This window comes from Alphaproteobacteria bacterium, from assembly GCA_016124955.1.
In the GTDB taxonomy this organism is placed as follows: domain Bacteria; phylum Pseudomonadota; class Alphaproteobacteria; order UBA9219; family RFNS01; genus RI-461.
Genome location: WGMR01000007.1, coordinates 340,704 through 356,787, shown reverse-complemented (window position 1 = coordinate 356,787; position 16,084 = coordinate 340,704). Strand labels below are relative to the sequence as shown.

Annotated in this window: 13 protein-coding genes; 5 read left to right on the top strand and 8 right to left on the bottom strand. The window is 61.3% G+C overall.

Going from position 1 to position 16,084, the window contains the following annotated elements; genetic code table 11:
- Positions 1-88: 88 nt before the first annotated feature.
- The 3 genes from GC131_07535 (at position 89) to lexA (ending at position 2,485) form a co-directional block, all read left to right on the top strand.
- Positions 89-586 (top strand): mismatch-specific DNA-glycosylase, encoded by a 498-nt coding sequence (locus GC131_07535; GenBank protein ID MBI1273920.1) that lies wholly within the window; start codon positions 89-91, stop codon positions 584-586.
- A gap of 61 nt (positions 587-647) precedes the next feature.
- Positions 648-1,295: a hypothetical protein gene (locus tag GC131_07530; GenBank protein MBI1273919.1), complete on the top strand. Its 648-nt coding sequence runs from the start codon at positions 648-650 to the stop codon at positions 1,293-1,295.
- 506 nt (positions 1,296-1,801) lie between these two features.
- Entirely contained in the window at positions 1,802-2,485 is a 684-nt protein-coding gene (gene lexA / locus GC131_07525; GenBank protein ID MBI1273918.1) for a transcriptional repressor LexA, read from the top strand.
- A 51-nt stretch (positions 2,486-2,536) separates the two neighbouring features.
- Here the strand turns inward: lexA and GC131_07520 are convergent, their stop codons facing one another.
- Positions 2,537-4,648, bottom strand: a complete 2,112-nt coding sequence (locus GC131_07520) for a DUF4131 domain-containing protein (protein ID MBI1273917.1) — start codon at positions 4,646-4,648, stop codon at positions 2,537-2,539.
- Positions 4,649-4,701: 53 nt separating this feature from the next.
- Between GC131_07520 and GC131_07515 the strand changes: the two genes are divergently transcribed.
- On the top strand, positions 4,702-6,105 hold the full coding sequence (locus GC131_07515) for a glutamate--tRNA ligase (protein MBI1273916.1): 1,404 nt from the start codon (positions 4,702-4,704) through the stop codon (positions 6,103-6,105).
- A 126-nt stretch (positions 6,106-6,231) separates the two neighbouring features.
- Positions 6,232-7,539, top strand: coding sequence for a citrate synthase (locus GC131_07510; GenBank protein ID MBI1273915.1), 1,308 nt, complete (start codon positions 6,232-6,234; stop codon positions 7,537-7,539).
- A 7-nt stretch (positions 7,540-7,546) separates the two neighbouring features.
- Here GC131_07510 and GC131_07505 read toward each other — a convergent pair whose 3' ends face one another.
- The 7 genes from GC131_07505 to bamA all read right to left on the bottom strand — a co-directional run bounded on the left by GC131_07505 (position 7,547) and on the right by bamA (position 16,084).
- Positions 7,547-8,491, bottom strand: coding sequence for an ADP-heptose--LPS heptosyltransferase (locus GC131_07505; GenBank protein ID MBI1273914.1), 945 nt, complete (start codon positions 8,489-8,491; stop codon positions 7,547-7,549).
- Positions 8,488-10,806, bottom strand: coding sequence for a lipid-A-disaccharide synthase (gene lpxB, locus GC131_07500; GenBank protein MBI1273913.1), 2,319 nt, complete (start codon positions 10,804-10,806; stop codon positions 8,488-8,490). Before lpxB ends, GC131_07505 begins: the two co-directional genes overlap by 4 nt.
- Positions 10,807-11,673, bottom strand: coding sequence for a DUF1009 domain-containing protein (locus GC131_07495; GenBank protein MBI1273912.1), 867 nt, complete (start codon positions 11,671-11,673; stop codon positions 10,807-10,809).
- 1 nt (position 11,674) lies between these two features.
- Complete coding sequence (gene lpxA / locus GC131_07490; GenBank protein MBI1273911.1) at positions 11,675-12,472, bottom strand: acyl-ACP--UDP-N-acetylglucosamine O-acyltransferase; 798 nt, start codon at positions 12,470-12,472, stop codon at positions 11,675-11,677.
- 4 nt (positions 12,473-12,476) lie between these two features.
- Positions 12,477-12,977 (bottom strand): 3-hydroxyacyl-ACP dehydratase FabZ, encoded by a 501-nt coding sequence (gene fabZ / locus GC131_07485; GenBank protein MBI1273910.1) that lies wholly within the window; start codon positions 12,975-12,977, stop codon positions 12,477-12,479.
- A 111-nt stretch (positions 12,978-13,088) separates the two neighbouring features.
- Positions 13,089-13,694, bottom strand: coding sequence for a hypothetical protein (locus tag GC131_07480; protein ID MBI1273909.1), 606 nt, complete (start codon positions 13,692-13,694; stop codon positions 13,089-13,091).
- Positions 13,694-16,084 (bottom strand): outer membrane protein assembly factor BamA, encoded by a 2,391-nt coding sequence (gene bamA, locus GC131_07475; protein MBI1273908.1) that lies wholly within the window; start codon positions 16,082-16,084, stop codon positions 13,694-13,696. The genes GC131_07480 and bamA overlap by 1 nt, the downstream gene beginning before the upstream one ends.

Here is a 16,084-nt window from a genome sequence, read left to right as displayed (position 1 = left end):
AATATGATGCCTGTCACCAACAACAAAAAAACGCCATGGTTAACGACAGCGCTTTCCTTTGTGCCGCCACGGGCTTACATGTGGATTGATGCCTGAACCCATCCTCCCCGATCTGCTTGCGCCCGGCCTGAAGCTGGTTTTTTGCGGCACGGCGCCCAGCCGCGCTTCAGCCCGCGCGCAAGCCTATTACGGCAACCCCGGAAATTTCTTCTGGGATGCGCTTCTTCAAATCGGCCTCACGCCCCGCCGTTTTCAGCCGAAAGAATATCCCGCGCTGCTCCCGCTCGGGATCGGCCTCACGGACCTGAACAAAACCGAGGTGGGCAGCGACCACGAACTTTCCGATACGGCCTTCGATTGCCCGGCGCTGTTCGAAAAGATCGCGCGCTTCGGCCCGCGCGCGCTGGCCTTTACCAGCAAGAACGCGGGCGGCATTTTTCTTGGCAGCCGCGATATCGATTTTGGCGAACAGCCGGCAAAAATCGGCGATACGCGCATCTTCGTCCTGCCCTCCCCCTCCGGCCGGGCGCGCAGCCACTGGGACGTAAGGTACTGGAAAGAAGCGGCGAAAACCGCGTTGCCTTAGGCCGCGAAAAAAAGGTAAAAATGGCCTTATGCAGGATATGACGCACAGCGATACCAAACGCATGCAGCTCCCGGTGCCCGGCGGCGCAGCGCGGGTGCTTTTGCATTCCTGCTGCGCGCCCTGTTCGGGCGAGGTGATGGAAGCGATGATGGCCAGCGGCCTTTCGATCACGGTTTATTTCTATAACCCCAACATCCACCCGCGCGCGGAATACGATCTGCGCAAGGCCGAAAACGTGCGCTTCGCCGAAAAGGCTGGGGTTCCCTTCATCGATGCCGATTACGATACCGATAACTGGTTCGCGCGCGTGAAGGGGCTGGAATGGGAGCCCGAGCGCGGCAAGCGCTGCACCCAATGCTTTGACATGCGGTTCGAGCGCACCGCGCTCTATGCCCACGAGCACGGCTTTTCGCTGTTCACCAGCTGCCTCGGCATTTCGCGCCTGAAGCGCATGGAACAAATCAACGATTGCGGCCACCGCGCCGCCGCCCGCTATGAAGGGCTGGCATACTGGGATTACAACTGGCGCAAGCAGGACGGCGCCAATCGCATGATCGAGATTTCACGGCGGGAAGAATTCTACCAGCAGGAATATTGCGGCTGCATCTACAGCCTGCGCGATACCAACAAGCAGCGCCGCGAAAAGGGCCGCGACAATATCGTTATCGGAAAGAATTTCTACGGCCGCAACGAAGCGCCCGGCGCCTAGGCGGGCGCAAGCGCGCCATCCCTGCAACACACATTTCAGGAATCGCCCGCGTCGCGGGACGATAAATGCATTTTGCGCTGGACTTGCCCGCGGACTTATGGGGTTAATCCCATTGTCGGTTCACAACGATTCGCCGTTACTTTCCGATCAGGTTGAGAGCGCACGCAAATCAGGGCGCCGGGCAACCTGCTCAGAGAGAGAGGGGGTGACGTAAAATGGCAGCCAAGAAAAAAGCCAAGGCAAAAAAGGTTGCGAAGAAACCCGCAGCCAAGAAGAAGACCAAGAAGAAGGCCAAGAAGAAGTAGGCTTTTATTTTCGAATTCGGGGGCAGCATCTTTCAGAGATGCTGCCCTTCGCATTTGCGGACAATTTTCCCGCCTTGCGGCCAAGCCGCTTCCTGTATCACCATTGACAGGCCATGAGAACAATAGTAGAACATTATTGATTCTGCTTTTGTTCCGGCCGCGCTGGCGGCGGGCAACCACCTGGTATCACGAGGTTTTATCATGCTCACTCGCAAACAGCAGGAATTGCTGACCCTTATCAAAGGCCGCATGGATGAAGAAGGCGTGCCGCCTTCCTTCGATGAAATGAAGGATGCGCTCGGCCTCGCTTCCAAATCCGGCATTCACCGGCTGATCACCGGGCTGGAGGAGCGCGGCTTTATCCGCCGGCTGCCCCACCGCGCCCGCGCGCTTGAAATCGTGCGCATGCCTGAAAACATGCAGGGCGCAGCCAATACCGCCACCCATGCCGTGCCCGGCCTGCCGGCCATCGCCGCAAACACACTTTCCCTTCCGCTTTACGGCCGCATCGCCGCCGGGCATGCGATCGAGGCGCTGAGTGACCCCGGGCAAAGCCTTGAGGTGCCCGCCAGCCTGCTCGGGCGCGGCGCGGCGCGGGCCGAACATTACGCGCTTGAGGTGGACGGCGATTCGATGATCGAGGCCGGTATCCTTGACGGTGATAGCGCCATCATTCGCCGCTGCGAGCGGGCCGAACGCGGCGATATCGTTGTCGCCCTGATCGACGAGCAGGATGTCACGCTGAAATACTGGCAACCCAAACCCGGCACCGGGGGCGGCCAGATCGTGCTTGAACCCGCCAACAAGAATTACAAGCCCATGGTGTTCGAACCGGAACGCGTCCGCCTTCAGGGCAAGCTTGTCGGGCTTTTGCGGCAATACTGATAACCCTTCGTCACCCGGCCCCCTTCCCTCCGCTGCCATGGGGAAGGGGGTTTATTTTTGTCTGCCGCCTGCGTCGTCGCCCCAGCCGCGCCAGCCGGCCGCCCATGGCCGCGCGCCGGCCCGGCGGCGCACGCCAACGGTCCTCATGCCGCCATCTTCCAGATACACCGCATGCGCCCCGCGCGCGTTTAGCATGGGCCGGTCGATCGCGGGCGCGCCGCTCTCCAGGCATTCATAAGCGTCATACGGCGTCACAACCAGCGTAGCGACCGCACAGGCTTCCTTCAGCATCTTGGGGTCGCGTATAAAAGCGGCCCATGTATCGCCATGCATGAAATAGCAGCTTATCTTCTGGCACATCAGATCGCGTGCGCCCGCCTTTATCGCATCGCGGAAGGCGATGAATTCCGTCCCGCCATCCTGCTGCTGCCACTGGCCGATCACGAAATTCCCCGCCCGGGCGCCGCCGAAAGCCATGCGCCCGTCCGCAAGCCGCGCGGCCCATACCTTGCCGCCTTCATCCACCAATATATCGGGCCGGGGCGCGGCAAGCATCCAGCCGAGCCCGAGCGCGACCCCGCAAAGCCCGAACCAGCGCAAGCCCGTACGCCACAGGCAGAGCCATAGCCCGCCCGCCACGATGGCCAGCAGCGCCGCGGGCGGCATGAGCGGTATGGTGGCGACGGCACCCGGCCAGGCCGCCACGGTGCGGGCGATGGCCAGCATGGCTTCGACCCCCCAGCCCATGACCGTCACGGCCCAGCCTTCCAGCCCCAGCGGCATCAAAAGATATGAAAGCAACGCGGCGGGCATGATCCAGAAACCCGTGAGCGGCACGGCCAGCATATTCGCCACCACGCCGTACCAGTTCATGACCTGAAAGTGGTAGAGCGTAAAAGGCGTCGTCATGGCGGTGGCGATAACAGAAGTGCCGGCAATACCGCCCAGATACAATATGCCGCGCCAGAACGGGCTGCGCCGTTGCGCGAGTTCAAGCCAGTCCTGCTGCCGGCTTTCATAGACCGCGATCATGCCAAGTACGGCTGCAAACGACATCTGGAAGCTTGGCCCAAGCATGGCGTGCGGAAACAGCAGCAGCACGACGGCAGCCGCCAGCGCGATCAGCCGCATGCTAAGCGCGCGCCTGTCCACCAGCACGGCAAGCAGCACGATGCCGGTCATAAGGGCCGAACGCACGGTCGGCACCGGCGCGCCGACAAGCCACGTATAGGCAAGGATCGCCGCCAGCGCGACCGCAGCCGCCCACTTCTTGATCGGGAAGCGCAGCGCAAGAAACGGCACGAGCGCCAGAAGCCCGCGCACCGCGAAAAACACCAGCCCCGCAACAAGCCCGATATGCACCCCGGAGATGGAAAGCAAATGCACGAGCCCCGAAGCCCGCATCGCCGCCATGGCGGCATCGCCGATGCCCGTCTGTTCGCCGTTCAGAAGCGCGGTGGTCACGGCAGCGCTGTCGCCTTCCAGCCGCGCATCAACGCGCTCGGCAATCACCGTGCGCAACGTTTCGGCCAGCGTATCCAGCCCGCCGGCTTCGGGCCGTTCCAGCACCTTCACATCGCCCCGCGCCCAGCCCACCGCGCCGCGCCCGTCGAAATAGCCGTGACGGCGGAAATCATAGGCGCCGGGCGCGACCGGGCCGCTCATGGGGCTGAGCGAGGCCTTCAGCTCGATCCGCGCGCCCGGCCGCGGCAGCGCTGCGGGCGGTTGCTTCACCGTAATGCGCACGCGTGCGGGCGTATCGGACGGCGCGAGGTACTGAACCTCCAGCCGATCGAGCAGCAAACGGGATTTACCTTCCACCGCATCGATAGCCAGCACCCTGCCCTGCACCATGCGTCCATGCATGGCGTAATCGACCATCGGCCCGGCATGCAAAATGGCGGAAAGCTGCGCCGCGTTGAACCCGAGCAGGGCGAAAAACAGCCCCATCCACGCATAGCCGGGCGCGCCAAGGCGCTGCGCGAACAGCCCCGCCGCCAGCGCCAGCGGCGCGGCCGACAGCACGGCGCGCCACGGCTCGAACGGCAGAGCGAAATAAACCCCCACGCCAAGCCCCATGGCCACGGGCGCCCATAAGGGCCAGCGGTCGCGTTCTTCCAGCAGCCGGGCCGCCAGCGCAGGGATGGGGTTGGTAAAAGCCATGAAAACAGCTAGATATCAGGGCAGAAGGGGTTTCATTTCTAGCAGGTTTTCCCATGGCAGTCGTCGTCCGTTTTCCGCCCTCGCCCACCGGCATGCTGCATATCGGCAGCGCCCGCACGGCGCTTTTCAACTGGCTGTTCGCACGGCGGCATGGCGGCAAATTCCTGCTGCGGGTGGAGGATACCGACCGCGAGCGTTCGACCCCGGAAGCTGTGAAGGCCATTTATGAAGGCATGAACTGGCTTGGGCTAAGCTGGGACGGCGAACCCGTGATCCAGACCAACAATCTGGCCCGTCACGCGGCTGTGGCGCGCGAACTTCTGGAACAGGGCAAGGCCTATTACTGCTATTGCACGCCGCAGGAGCTTGAGGCGATGCGCGCCGAACAAAAAACCAAGGGCCAGACCGTGCGCTATGACGGTCGCTGGCGCGACCGCGACCCGAAGGAAGCCCCGGCGGACGCGAAACCGGTTGTGCGGATCAAGATGCCGCTGGAAGGCGAAACCACGGTCACCGACCACGTGCTCGGCACCATCACGGTGCAGAACAGCCAGCTCGACGATATGATCCTGCTGCGCTCCGACGGTTCGCCCACCTACATGCTTTCGGTGGTGGTCGATGACTATGACATGGGCATCACCCATGTCATCCGCGGCGACGACCATATGACCAACACCTTCCGCCAGGTGCAGATCATCAAGGCCATGGGCTGGCCGGTGCCGGAATACGCGCATGTCCCCATGATCCTTGGCCCCGACGGGCAGAAATTCTCCAAGCGCCACGGCGCGCCGGCCGTCAGCGATTATCGCGACCGCGGCTATCTGCCCGAAGCGATGCGCAACTATCTGCTGCGCCTGTGCTGGAGCCATGGCGACGACGAGATCATCACCGACGAACAGGCAAAGACCTGGTTCGATCTCGAGCATATCGGCAAATCCCCCGCCCGCTTCGATTTCGTGAAGCTGGATTCGCTCAACGCGCATTATTTGCGCCTGATGCCGGACGAAGCGCTCGCGCAAACGACCGCGCCCTTCATCGAGAAGAAAATCGGTCGCATGCCGGATGCAAACGAACTGGCGACGCTGGCGCGCGCGATGCCCGATCTGAAACCACGCGCCAAGACCCTGATCGATCTTGCCGAAGCGGCGCTTTGCTACTTCAGCACGCGCCCGCTTGCCTTCGACGACAAGGCGAAGAAACATCTGAACGAAGAAGGCAAGAAGCACCTTGCGGCGCTGGCGACCGAGATGGGCGCGCTGCCCGATTTTACCGCCGCGGCGGTGGAAGAGCTGTTCCGCGTCTATGCCGAGAAAAACGCGGTCAAGCTCGGGGCCATCGCGCAACCCCTGCGCGCCGCCCTGACCGGCACCGGCACCTCGCCGCCGATTTTCGGCGTGGCCGAGATATTGGGCCGCGAAGAAACGCTGGCCCGGATCAGCGACGCCGCGGCCGCCTGAAACGCATCGCAGACCGCGGGTTAACGGCGTAAATACCGCCTTAACCCGTTCTTAACCTTGCGCGGCGCAGTTTGACGGTAACCACCTGAAAAACATTTCTGCCCTTTTCACGCAAGGATCAACGCCATGGCCGACGATAAAAAAGCGGAAACCGTAACCGTTACGCACGACAACAGCGGCAAATCCTGGAAATTTGATCTACTGAGCGGCTCGGTCGGGCCGCAGGCGATCGATACGCGCAAGCTGTTGGGCGAAACTGGCTACCTTACCTTCGATCCCGGCTTTACATCGACCGCGAGCTGCGAATCCAAAATCACCTTTATCGACGGCGAAAACGGCGTGCTCCTGCATCGCGGCTACCCGATCGACCAGCTGGCGGAGAAAAGCGATTTTCTCGAGGTCGCCTATTTGCTGATGCATGGCGAGCTGCCGGACGAAGAAGGAAAAAAAGATTGGATCAAGCACATCACCTATCACACCATGGTGCATGAACAGCTGATCAATTTCTATAACGGCTTCCGCCGCGATGCGCATCCGATGGCGGTCATGTGCGGCGTCGTGGGCGCGCTTTCCTCGTTTTACCACGATTCGACCGATATTCACGACGAAGAGCAGCGCAACATCGCCTGCCACCGCTTGATCGCGAAGATGCCGACCATCGCCGCCATGGCCTATAAATACGCGGTGGGACAGCCTTTCGTGTATCCGCAAAACAACCTGTCATACGCGGAAAACTTTCTCTATATGACCTTCTCCCTCCCCGCCGAGCCGTACAAGATCAACCCCGTGCTGGCGCGCGCGATGGACCGCATCTTTATTTTGCACGCCGACCACGAACAGAACGCTTCCACCTCCACCGTCCGCCTCGCCAGCTCGTCGCAAGCCAACCCGTTCGCCTGTATCGCGGCCGGCATCGCCTCGCTTTGGGGTCCGGCGCATGGTGGCGCCAACGAAGCGGTTTTGAGCATGCTGGACGAGATCGGCAGCGTCGATAAGATCCCCGAAGTGATCAAGCGCGCCAAGGATAAAAGCGACCCGTTCCGCCTTATGGGCTTCGGGCACCGCGTGTACAAGAATTTCGACCCGCGCGCCAAGATCATGAAACAGACCTGCGACGAGGTTCTGGCCGAATTGGGCGTGAATGACCCGCTGCTGAAGGTCGCGAAGGAGCTGGAGCGCGTCGCGCTGCAGGATGATTACTTCGTCGAGAAAAAGCTTTACCCGAACGTCGATTTCTATTCCGGCATAATCCTGCGCGCCATGGGCTTCCCGACCAGCATCTTTACCGTGCTGTTCGCGCTGGCCCGCACTGCAGGCTGGGTCGCGCACTGGATGGAGCAATCGGCCGACAAACAGGCCAAGATCGGCCGCCCGCGCCAGCTCTACACCGGCTACCCGCAGCGGCCCTATGTGCCGTTGAACAAGCGGAAATAAGCAAAAATCAGGCGGGAAGCGCCGCCAGCGCCTGATCGACCGTAATCGTATCGATCGGGTTGCCTTGCAGCCATTTTACCGTTTTACCGCGCGGCGCCGACCACGCAGGATCAACCTTTTCACTGAACAGCGCCAGCGTGGGCGCGCCCGCAGCAGCGGCCACATGGGTTGGCCCCGTATCGTTGCCGACAGCCAGCGCAGCCTTGCGCGCGATGCTTGCAAGCTGCATCAAATCCGTCTTGTTGATCAAATTAACCGTACCGGGCGCCAGATGTTCGATCATCGCGAGCTGCGTTTCATCGCCGCGCGCACCGGCCATCACAACTTGCATGCCCCTTTCTTCAAGCTTCTTGGCAAGCGCGGCGAAGTTCGCTGCGGGCCAGCGCTTATAGGGGTGATCGAGCGAGGAACCGGGCAAAAGCAGTGCGAATTTCTTGGGCAGCTTGAATTGATCAACCGGCGCATCAAGCCAAGCGAGATCCGGTTCGCCGATATCCGTGATCCCCGCCAGCTTGAGCTGCCCATCGACGAAATCCGTGTAATGGATGCCGGGCGCAGGCGGCCACGGACGCGCAAGCGGGCAAGCGGGCGCGGCGCCCGACCATTCGATTTTCCCCAAAGGCCCGCCGAGCAGGTAATAAAGGATGCTCTGCCGCGTTTTGCCTTGCAGGTCATAGACCCGGGAGGGCTTGAAATCGCTTACATGACGGCGCAGATCGAGCCATGCGCCGATATCCCATTTTGGCGCGCGCGGGTCTTCGAGCACGGCATCGAAATAACCGCAGCGCCGCGCAAGCGTGGCGAAGGGCGGGGATGTGAGCAGCCCTATATTGGCTTTCGGGTGCGCGCGCTGGATCGCCTGAAAGGCGCGCATGCACAAAACCATATCGCCGAGCGCGCCCAGCTTGATAACCAGAATGCGCCGGTGGCGCGCGAGGTTGGCTTCGTTCATGATCCATTCACCGCCAGTTTCCTGTAAACATCCAGCGTCGCCGCGCACATCTTCTTCTTGTCATAGTGGGCCCTGACGTGGGCGATAGCGCGCGCCGCCGTCTGTTCCTTGGTTTCGCGGGGCAATGATAGTACATGATCGATAGCCAGCGCCAGTGCCCGCGCATCGTGCGGGGGAAACAGCCAGCCGGTTTCGCCCGCCACCACGGTTTCCTGCACGGCGCCAAGATCGGTTGCAATAACGGGCTTGCCCATGGCCTGCGCCTCCACCGGCACCCGCCCGAACCCTTCAGGCACGATCGAGGGCATGACAACAAGCTCGGCGGCGGCATAGGCGGCCGCGATATCGTCGCAGTGCCCGGCCAAAACGGCCTGTTTGCCTAACTCCTTGCGGGCAATGATGTTTTCCAGCTCGTCGCGGTAATCCCTGCGGCCCTGATCGTCCCCCACCATCACGGCGACGGCATCGCTGTGTTTGCCTTCGCCCTTCAATATTTCCATCGCTTCGATCAAGACCGCATGCCCCTTGATCCGGCTTATGCGCGCGGGCATCAGGATGATTTTCTTGTCATCCGCAACACCCCAGCCGCCGCGCATGGCTTGCACCCTTGTGGCGCTTATATGCATCGGGTCGAATATATCGAGATCGATCCCGCGCGTAATGGTGACGATGCGGCCGTGCGCCGCCATGTAATGCGAGCGGATATGCCGCGCGATCATGTGCGAAATCGCGATCACGGCTTCGCCTTCAGCCATCACCTTGTTGTAGAAACGCTTGATCGGCGTGCTGAATTTGTATGCGGCGTGGAAGGTCGTAATGAAACGCCGCCCCGCCAGACGCGCCGCCATCTTCGCGCTCCAGGCCGGGGCGCGGCTGCGGGCATGAATGATGCCCACATCATGCCGCCGCGCAAAACGCGCCAGCGCAAAAGCGTTGGCAAGTATGCGGAGGGGATTTTTGCTGTCAACAGGCAACGTGATATGAACGCCGCCTGCCTGTTCGATCGCGCCCACCAGCTTGCCGCCCGAAGACACGACAATGCTGCGCGCGCCTTCGGCCACCAGCGCGGCATTGATATCGACGCAGGCCTGCTCGGCTCCGCCCGTCGCCAGGCTGGGGATCACCTGCATGACGGCCAGCGGCGGAACGCCGTGCCGGGCAACGACATCAAGCACCGCGCGCGCGGCTCTGGCGGAAGGCGGGTTCTCGCCCTGCCCCAGCCATGCAGCCACAGCGTCAAGTTCGGCGATTTGTTCCTGCCGTGCCGCTTGTTCGGCCAAAAGCGTATCGAGCGCGGCGGCTATTTTCTCAGGCTTGCATTTTTCCTGGATAAATTCCGGCACCGCCTCATGCCCATGCATGATGTTCACAAGGTTGGCGAACCGCACCTTGATCACACGACGTATAAAAAAGGCGGTTAGCGGGTTGATGCGATAGGTGATCGCGGCCGGCAACTTCGCCAGCGCGAGTTCGAGCGCGACCGTGCCGGAACAGGCCAGCGCCGCCGTTGCGGCCTTAAACGCATCGTATTTCGCTTCGTCGCCTTGCACCACAATGGTCTCGACCGGCCAATCTTCAACAGCCCGCCGCACCTGCCCGGCAACCTGTTCGAGCGTCGGCACCACGCACAAAAGGTCCGGGTGGCGTTTTTGCAATACGCTTAGCGTTTCGGCGAATACGGGGCCCATGCGGGTAATTTCACTTCTGCGGCTGCCCGGCAGCACCACAAGGATCGTGCGGCCGGGGGAAACGGCATGTGTGGCACGGAAGCGCGCAGCATCGCCTTTTTCCATGCCGCCTTCGACTATGGAATGGCCGACAAACGTGCAGCCAAGCCCTTCGTGCCGGAAATAGGGCGGCTCGAACGGCAAAACAGCCAACAAATGATCGAGGAAACCGGCGATCTTGCGCGCACGCCCGGGCCGCCATGCCCAGACCGTGGGCGCGACATAGTGGATCAATGGAAATCCATGCCCTTGCTGGCGCGCCTTGACCCTTTTGGCGACACGGAAACTGAAATCCGGCGCATCGATCGTGATCAACGCGGCAGGCTGCGCCTTGATCACAGCATCGGCCGTCTGGCGGATACGACGCAAAAGCTTAGGGATATGACGCAAAACTTCAACGAGGCCGACATGCGCCAGCTCGGATTGCGGAAAGATTGTCTCCAGCCCTTCGGCCACCATGCGTTCGCCGCCGACGCCGGTAAAGCGCGCCGCGCCGCCCGTCTGCTCCTTCAACGCCGCGATCAGCCGCGCGCCGAGCAGATCGCCCGAAGGTTCGCCCGCCACCATGAAAAAGACCGGCGCGGTCATTTATTCGCCCCGCGGCGAGCCGCCGGCATCGAACGCGAACACAAACAGGCCGGCAGCGTCCGCAGCAGCAGCCATGGCTTCGCGGTCAAATATCAGCGTGCGGCCCGCTTCGATGGCAATGCCGCGCAGGCCCGCAGCCGCCGCGGCCTGCACCGTTTGCGTCCCCACCGTGGGCAGATCGAAACGCCTGTCCTGTTTGGGCTTGCAGCATTTCACAAGCACGCCGCCTTCGCCTTCGCGTTTATATATGCCCGCGCGCTGCAACAACGCATCGGTGCCCTCAACCGCTTCCAGACCGAGCACGATGCCTTGCTGCACGACCACGGATTGCCCGGCATCCGCCTCGCCCAGTTTGCGGGCAACGTCAATGCCGCGGCGAATATCGCGCTGCGCCTGATCGTCCGGCTGCAATTTCGTATAGACGCCGGCTGGCGCGAGGAAATCGCTGAAAATTTCGTGCACGCCGACGACGCGGAACCCTTCGGCCGCGAAAATCTTGCTGATCGCCTGCAAAAGTCCGTCATCCCCCATCAGGCCAAGCCCGATCTGCGGCAGCTTCTGCAACGCCAGCCAATCCGGCTTCAGTTCGGCCAGCGAAGGGCGGCGCACACGGCCAAGCATGATCACCTCGCCCACACCCTGTTCCCGCAGCGCATCGCGTGCCTTCGCGGCGGCGCCGAGCGAAAGCCAGGCATGCGCACGGCCTTCAGCCAGCGCGGGATCGGCTTGGCCTTCAAGGCAAATCAGGAAAAATGCGCGGCCCGTGCGTTCAAGCGCCTCGGCCAGCCGTTGCGGCGCATCGCCGCCGCCGGCGATGATGCCGAGCTTCGCCGGCACTGCCGGGGCGGCACGGGCGGGATCGGCCATGTCAGGCCGCTTTTTCATCGGGCTGACAGAGCGGGCGGGACGATTTCATGCGAATGAACTGCACAAGATCGGTCACCAGCTGCTGGTCGCCATAGGTGCGCGCGACCTCCTCCAGCCGTTCGGCCATTGTGCCTTCGGGCGCGAACAGCATACGGTAGGCGGCGCGCAGCGTGCGAACCTGTTCGCGGTCGAAACCGCGGCGCTCGAGCCCGACCACGTTTAGCCCCGCAAGGTGCGCGCGTTCGCCCTTGACGGTGCCGAAGGGAATAACATCGTTTTCGACGCCGGACATGCCGCCGATCATAGCATGCGCGCCGATGCGCACGAATTGATGCACGGCCGAAAGCCCGCCGATGATCGCATGGTCGCCCACCGTCACATGGCCCGCCAGCGTGGCGTTGTTGGCCATGATCACGAAGTTGCCGAGCAGGCAATCATGCGCCACATGCGCGCCCATCATGAACAGGCAGTTATCACCCACGCGCGTTACCATGCCGCCGCCTTCGGTGCCGGGGCTCATGGTCACATGTTCACGGATCTGGTTGTTCTTGCCGATGATCAGTTCGGAAGGCTCGCCGTGAAATTTCAGGTCCTGCGGCTTGTGGCCGAGCGAGGCGAAAGGAAACACGGTCGTACCGGCGCCGACAACCGTCCGGCCTTCGACCACCGCGTGGGAAACGAGCCGCACCTTTTCTTCCAGCACCACATGCGGGCCGACCACGCAATAAGGGCCGACGGCCGCGCTTTCGGCGATGCGGGCCGCGGGATCGATGATCGCTGTAGCGTGAATTTCGGGCACGGCGCTAGCCACCCTTCACGGTGTGCACTTCAGGAGCCAGCATGGCCGTGAACAGGGCGTCGGCGCACAGCGCTTCGCCCACATAAGCCTTGCCGTGGAAGCGCCAGACATTGCCGCGTTGCCTGTCTTTCTTCACTTTTAGCAAAAGCGTATCGCCGGGCAGAACGGGTTTGCGAAAATGCGCCTTTTCTATTGCCATGAAGTACACAAGGTCGTTGTGCTGCCGGCCGTTATACAGGCTATCAACCACCAGCGTGGCCGCCGTCTGCGCCATGGCTTCGATGATCAGCACGCCGGGCATAATTGGCCGTTGCGGAAAGTGTCCGGCGAAATAGGGTTCCTGGGCGGTCAGATGCTTGATGCCGGTGCAGCTGGTGCCTTGGATAACATCGATTACGCTGTCGAGCAGTAGCATAGGATCACGGTGCGGAATGCGCATCTTGATGCCTTCGAGATCGATTTCCGATCGCGTGGCCGCGTGCTTTTTTTCGGTATTTCCGTCCATCATCAAGCTCTTGGTCCTGCCCGGTAAAAGGCCATACGGCGGCGCAGCGGGCCTTATTTTGTGCAATAATTGCCCGCCGCTTGCAACATACTCGGATTGCAGTCTAACCCATTAATTATCCTTGGGTTTTTCCTTGTCGAATGTGGATTCGACCGGCTTAATCATCACCGGGACCGTCTTAAGCTTCGTATTCAGCCGGTTTAACACCTCATCGGTGATATCAAGCCGGTCGTCGAACCAAAGTGCCTGCTGTTTCAGAACAACCAGGTTGGCGCCGCGCTCGGCTGCCAGTTTCGGCACGATGGAGAGCAGGCTGGTGCGGACGGCGCCCATGGATTCATTGAAACCCTGATCGAGCGCACGGCGGCGGCTTTGCACATCGCGCTCCACTTCAAGGAACTGACGGCGCAGTTGTTGTTCGCGCACGGCATAGGCATCGTCCGTCAGCTTTTCGCGGTCGCGCTTCAGCGTGTTTTCCGCCGTCGCGAGGCGTTTTTCTTCTTCCGAGATTTGCTGTTGGAACTTGGCGCGCTGCGCTTCCAGCTGTTGCTGAACATCCTTGGCTGCCAAAGATTCCTGCAATATCCGCTGTACATCGACAATCGCGACCACCGCAGGCGGCATCGCGGCTGCCTTGGCCGCCTCGGCCCGCGCAAGCGGCGCGGACAGCAAACCTGCGCACAAGGCGGCGGCAAGAATAAGAAAACGGGATGGCATCAGAACCTCGTGCCGAAGCTGAAGCGGAACACTTCGGTCTTGTCGTAGCTTTCCTTGCGCAACGCCTTGGCAAAATCCATGCGGATCGGGCCAAAGGGCGATTGCCACGTCATGCCCATACCGGCGCTGATGCGCACAGATTCTTCGTTACGGAATATTTCGCCCGGCAACGGCGTGGCCGCGACCTTACCGAGCGTGCCGGCATCGGCAAACAGATGGAATTTCACGCCAACCTCATCAGGCAGCGGCGAAGGCATGGTCAGCTCGACATTGCCGCGCACATAGCGTTCGCCGCCCAGCGCGTCGTCCGCACCGCCGGTCAAATCGCGCGGACCGACGCCCGCGAAGCGGAAGCCGCGAAGCGTTTCGCCGCCGAGGAAGAAACGGTCGGAGATGCGCACATTCTGATCAAGGCCCCATATATAACCGCCTTCGGCCAGCGCGCTGACGATCCAATCGTCGGCGACCGGGTAATAGGTTGTGCCCAGCAGGCGGGTGCGAATGTATTTCACGCTGCCGCCAAGGCCGGCGAAATCGGTGGTCAGCTTCATCATATAGCCGTCGGTCGGCGAAATGCGGCTGTCGCGGGTGTCGTAGATCAGTTCCTGCCCGACCATGGACGTGTTGGTGGTGCCCGATTGTTCCTTGACGAAACGCGAAGCGGTAGAGGGCACGTCGCTGATCTCGGTATTCTGGAAGGTATAGCTCAGGCGCTGGCGCAGCTGTTCGGAAAGCGGGTAACCGAGGCGCAGCGAAAAGCCGGTGTTGGTTTCATCATAGGCGCTTTCGTCCTGGTTATCGCGCGTGGTGCGGAAGGCGTCGAACCCGGCCGCAAGGTCGCGATCAAGGAAGTACGGTTCGGTGAAGCTGAAATCGAATTGCTTGGTACGGCTGGACAGCGTGGTGCCGATGCGCACGTCCTGCCCCTTGCCCATAAAGTTACGCTCGCGGATCGAGAAGTCACCCAGCACGCCGTCGGTGGTGGAAAAGCCCGCACCGAGGGATAGTTCGCCCGTTGCCTTTTCCTTCACATCAACCTTGATCACCGTCTGGTCGGGCTGCGCGCCGTCTTCGGGCGTTACCTTCACATCTTCAAAGAAGGTCAGATCCTTGATGCGCTGTTCCGAACGGCGCAGCTTCGACATATTGAAAGGGTCGCCTTCGGCCAGCAAGATTTCGCGACGGATCACCTTATCCATGGTGCGGAGATTGCCGTTGGTTTCGATGCGCTGCACGAAAACGCGCGGGCCTTCCTTGATGCTGAAGGTCAGATTGATGGTCTTGCTATCGCGCTGGCGGTCGATATCGGGCACGATATCGACGAAGGCGTATTGCCTGTCGCCCATCACCGCGGTCAGCTTGTTGATGGTCTTTTCCACCTCGGCCGCGCTGTACCATTCGCCTTCCTGAACGGTCACGTCGCCGCGCAGCTCTTCGGCATCAAAGCCTTTCAACTGGCTCTTCAATATCACTTTGCCGATACGGTAACGCTCGCCTTCTTCCACCGTGAAGGTGATGAAGAAGTTCTTCTTGTCCGGCGTCAGCTCGGCATTCGCGGAAACCACGCGGAAATCGACATAGCCTTCGTTCAGATAAAATTTGCGCAGCAATTCGCGGTCAAAATTCAGCCGGTCGGGATCATAGAAATCGGAATTCGAGAAAAAGCGCCACCAGGCGGTTTCGCGGGTCGAGATGATTTCGCTGAGATCACCGCTGGAAAATTCCTTGTTGCCGACAAAAGCAATGCTGTGCACGCCGGTGCGGTCGCCTTCCGTAATTTCGAAGATCAGATCGACGCGGTTTTGTTCCAGCTTGACCAGCTTGGGTTCCACCGTGGCGGCGAAACGGCCGGTGCTGCGATAGACGTCCAGAATGCGCTTCATGTCGCGCTGAACGCGCGGCAGCGTATAAACCAGACGCGGCTTGAGCTGGATTTCCTTTTCAAGGTCTTCCGCCGAAACTTCGTAGTTGCCTTCAAAAATGACCTTGTTGATGACCGGGTTTTCTTCGACATCCGTCACCAGCGTGCCGCCGTCCATATGCATGGCGACATCTTTGAACAGGCCGGTCGCGTACAGCGATTTCAGGGAGCCGCTGATCTTGTCCTGATCAATTTCCTCCCCCGGCGCGAGCTGCAAATAGGAAAGCACGGTTTCCTGTTCAAGGCGCTGCGCGCCGCGGATATCGATGCTGCGTATGACCCCTTCGGCTGAGGCCACCTGCACCAGCGGTATCTGGTTCACGGGTTCGACCGGCACAGCTTCCGGCGCGGGCGGGTTCACAATATCTTCGGCGATCACGATCGAAGGACTGAGCGCCAGCGGCACCAGAAGCCACAGCGCCGCGCCGGCAAGCCGGCGGCGCAGGGGCGGTTTCTGATAAAGCGGCAA

Bases quoted from the DNA above. Each gene is read 5' to 3' on its own strand.
- GC131_07535 (MBI1273920.1), top strand. From the start codon at position 89: ATGCCTGAACCCATCCTCCCCGATCTGCTTGCGCCCGGCCTGAAGCTG.
- GC131_07530 (MBI1273919.1), top strand. From the start codon at position 648: ATGCAGCTCCCGGTGCCCGGCGGCGCAGCGCGGGTGCTTTTGCATTCC.
- lexA (MBI1273918.1), top strand. From the start codon at position 1,802: ATGCTCACTCGCAAACAGCAGGAATTGCTGACCCTTATCAAAGGCCGC.
- GC131_07520 (MBI1273917.1), bottom strand. From the start codon at position 4,648: ATGGCTTTTACCAACCCCATCCCTGCGCTGGCGGCCCGGCTGCTGGAA.
- GC131_07515 (MBI1273916.1), top strand. From the start codon at position 4,702: ATGGCAGTCGTCGTCCGTTTTCCGCCCTCGCCCACCGGCATGCTGCAT.
- GC131_07510 (MBI1273915.1), top strand. From the start codon at position 6,232: ATGGCCGACGATAAAAAAGCGGAAACCGTAACCGTTACGCACGACAAC.
- GC131_07505 (MBI1273914.1), bottom strand. From the start codon at position 8,491: ATGAACGAAGCCAACCTCGCGCGCCACCGGCGCATTCTGGTTATCAAG.
- lpxB (MBI1273913.1), bottom strand. From the start codon at position 10,806: ATGACCGCGCCGGTCTTTTTCATGGTGGCGGGCGAACCTTCGGGCGAT.
- GC131_07495 (MBI1273912.1), bottom strand. From the start codon at position 11,673: ATGGCCGATCCCGCCCGTGCCGCCCCGGCAGTGCCGGCGAAGCTCGGC.
- fabZ (MBI1273910.1), bottom strand. From the start codon at position 12,977: ATGGACGGAAATACCGAAAAAAAGCACGCGGCCACGCGATCGGAAATC.
- GC131_07480 (MBI1273909.1), bottom strand. From the start codon at position 13,694: ATGCCATCCCGTTTTCTTATTCTTGCCGCCGCCTTGTGCGCAGGTTTG.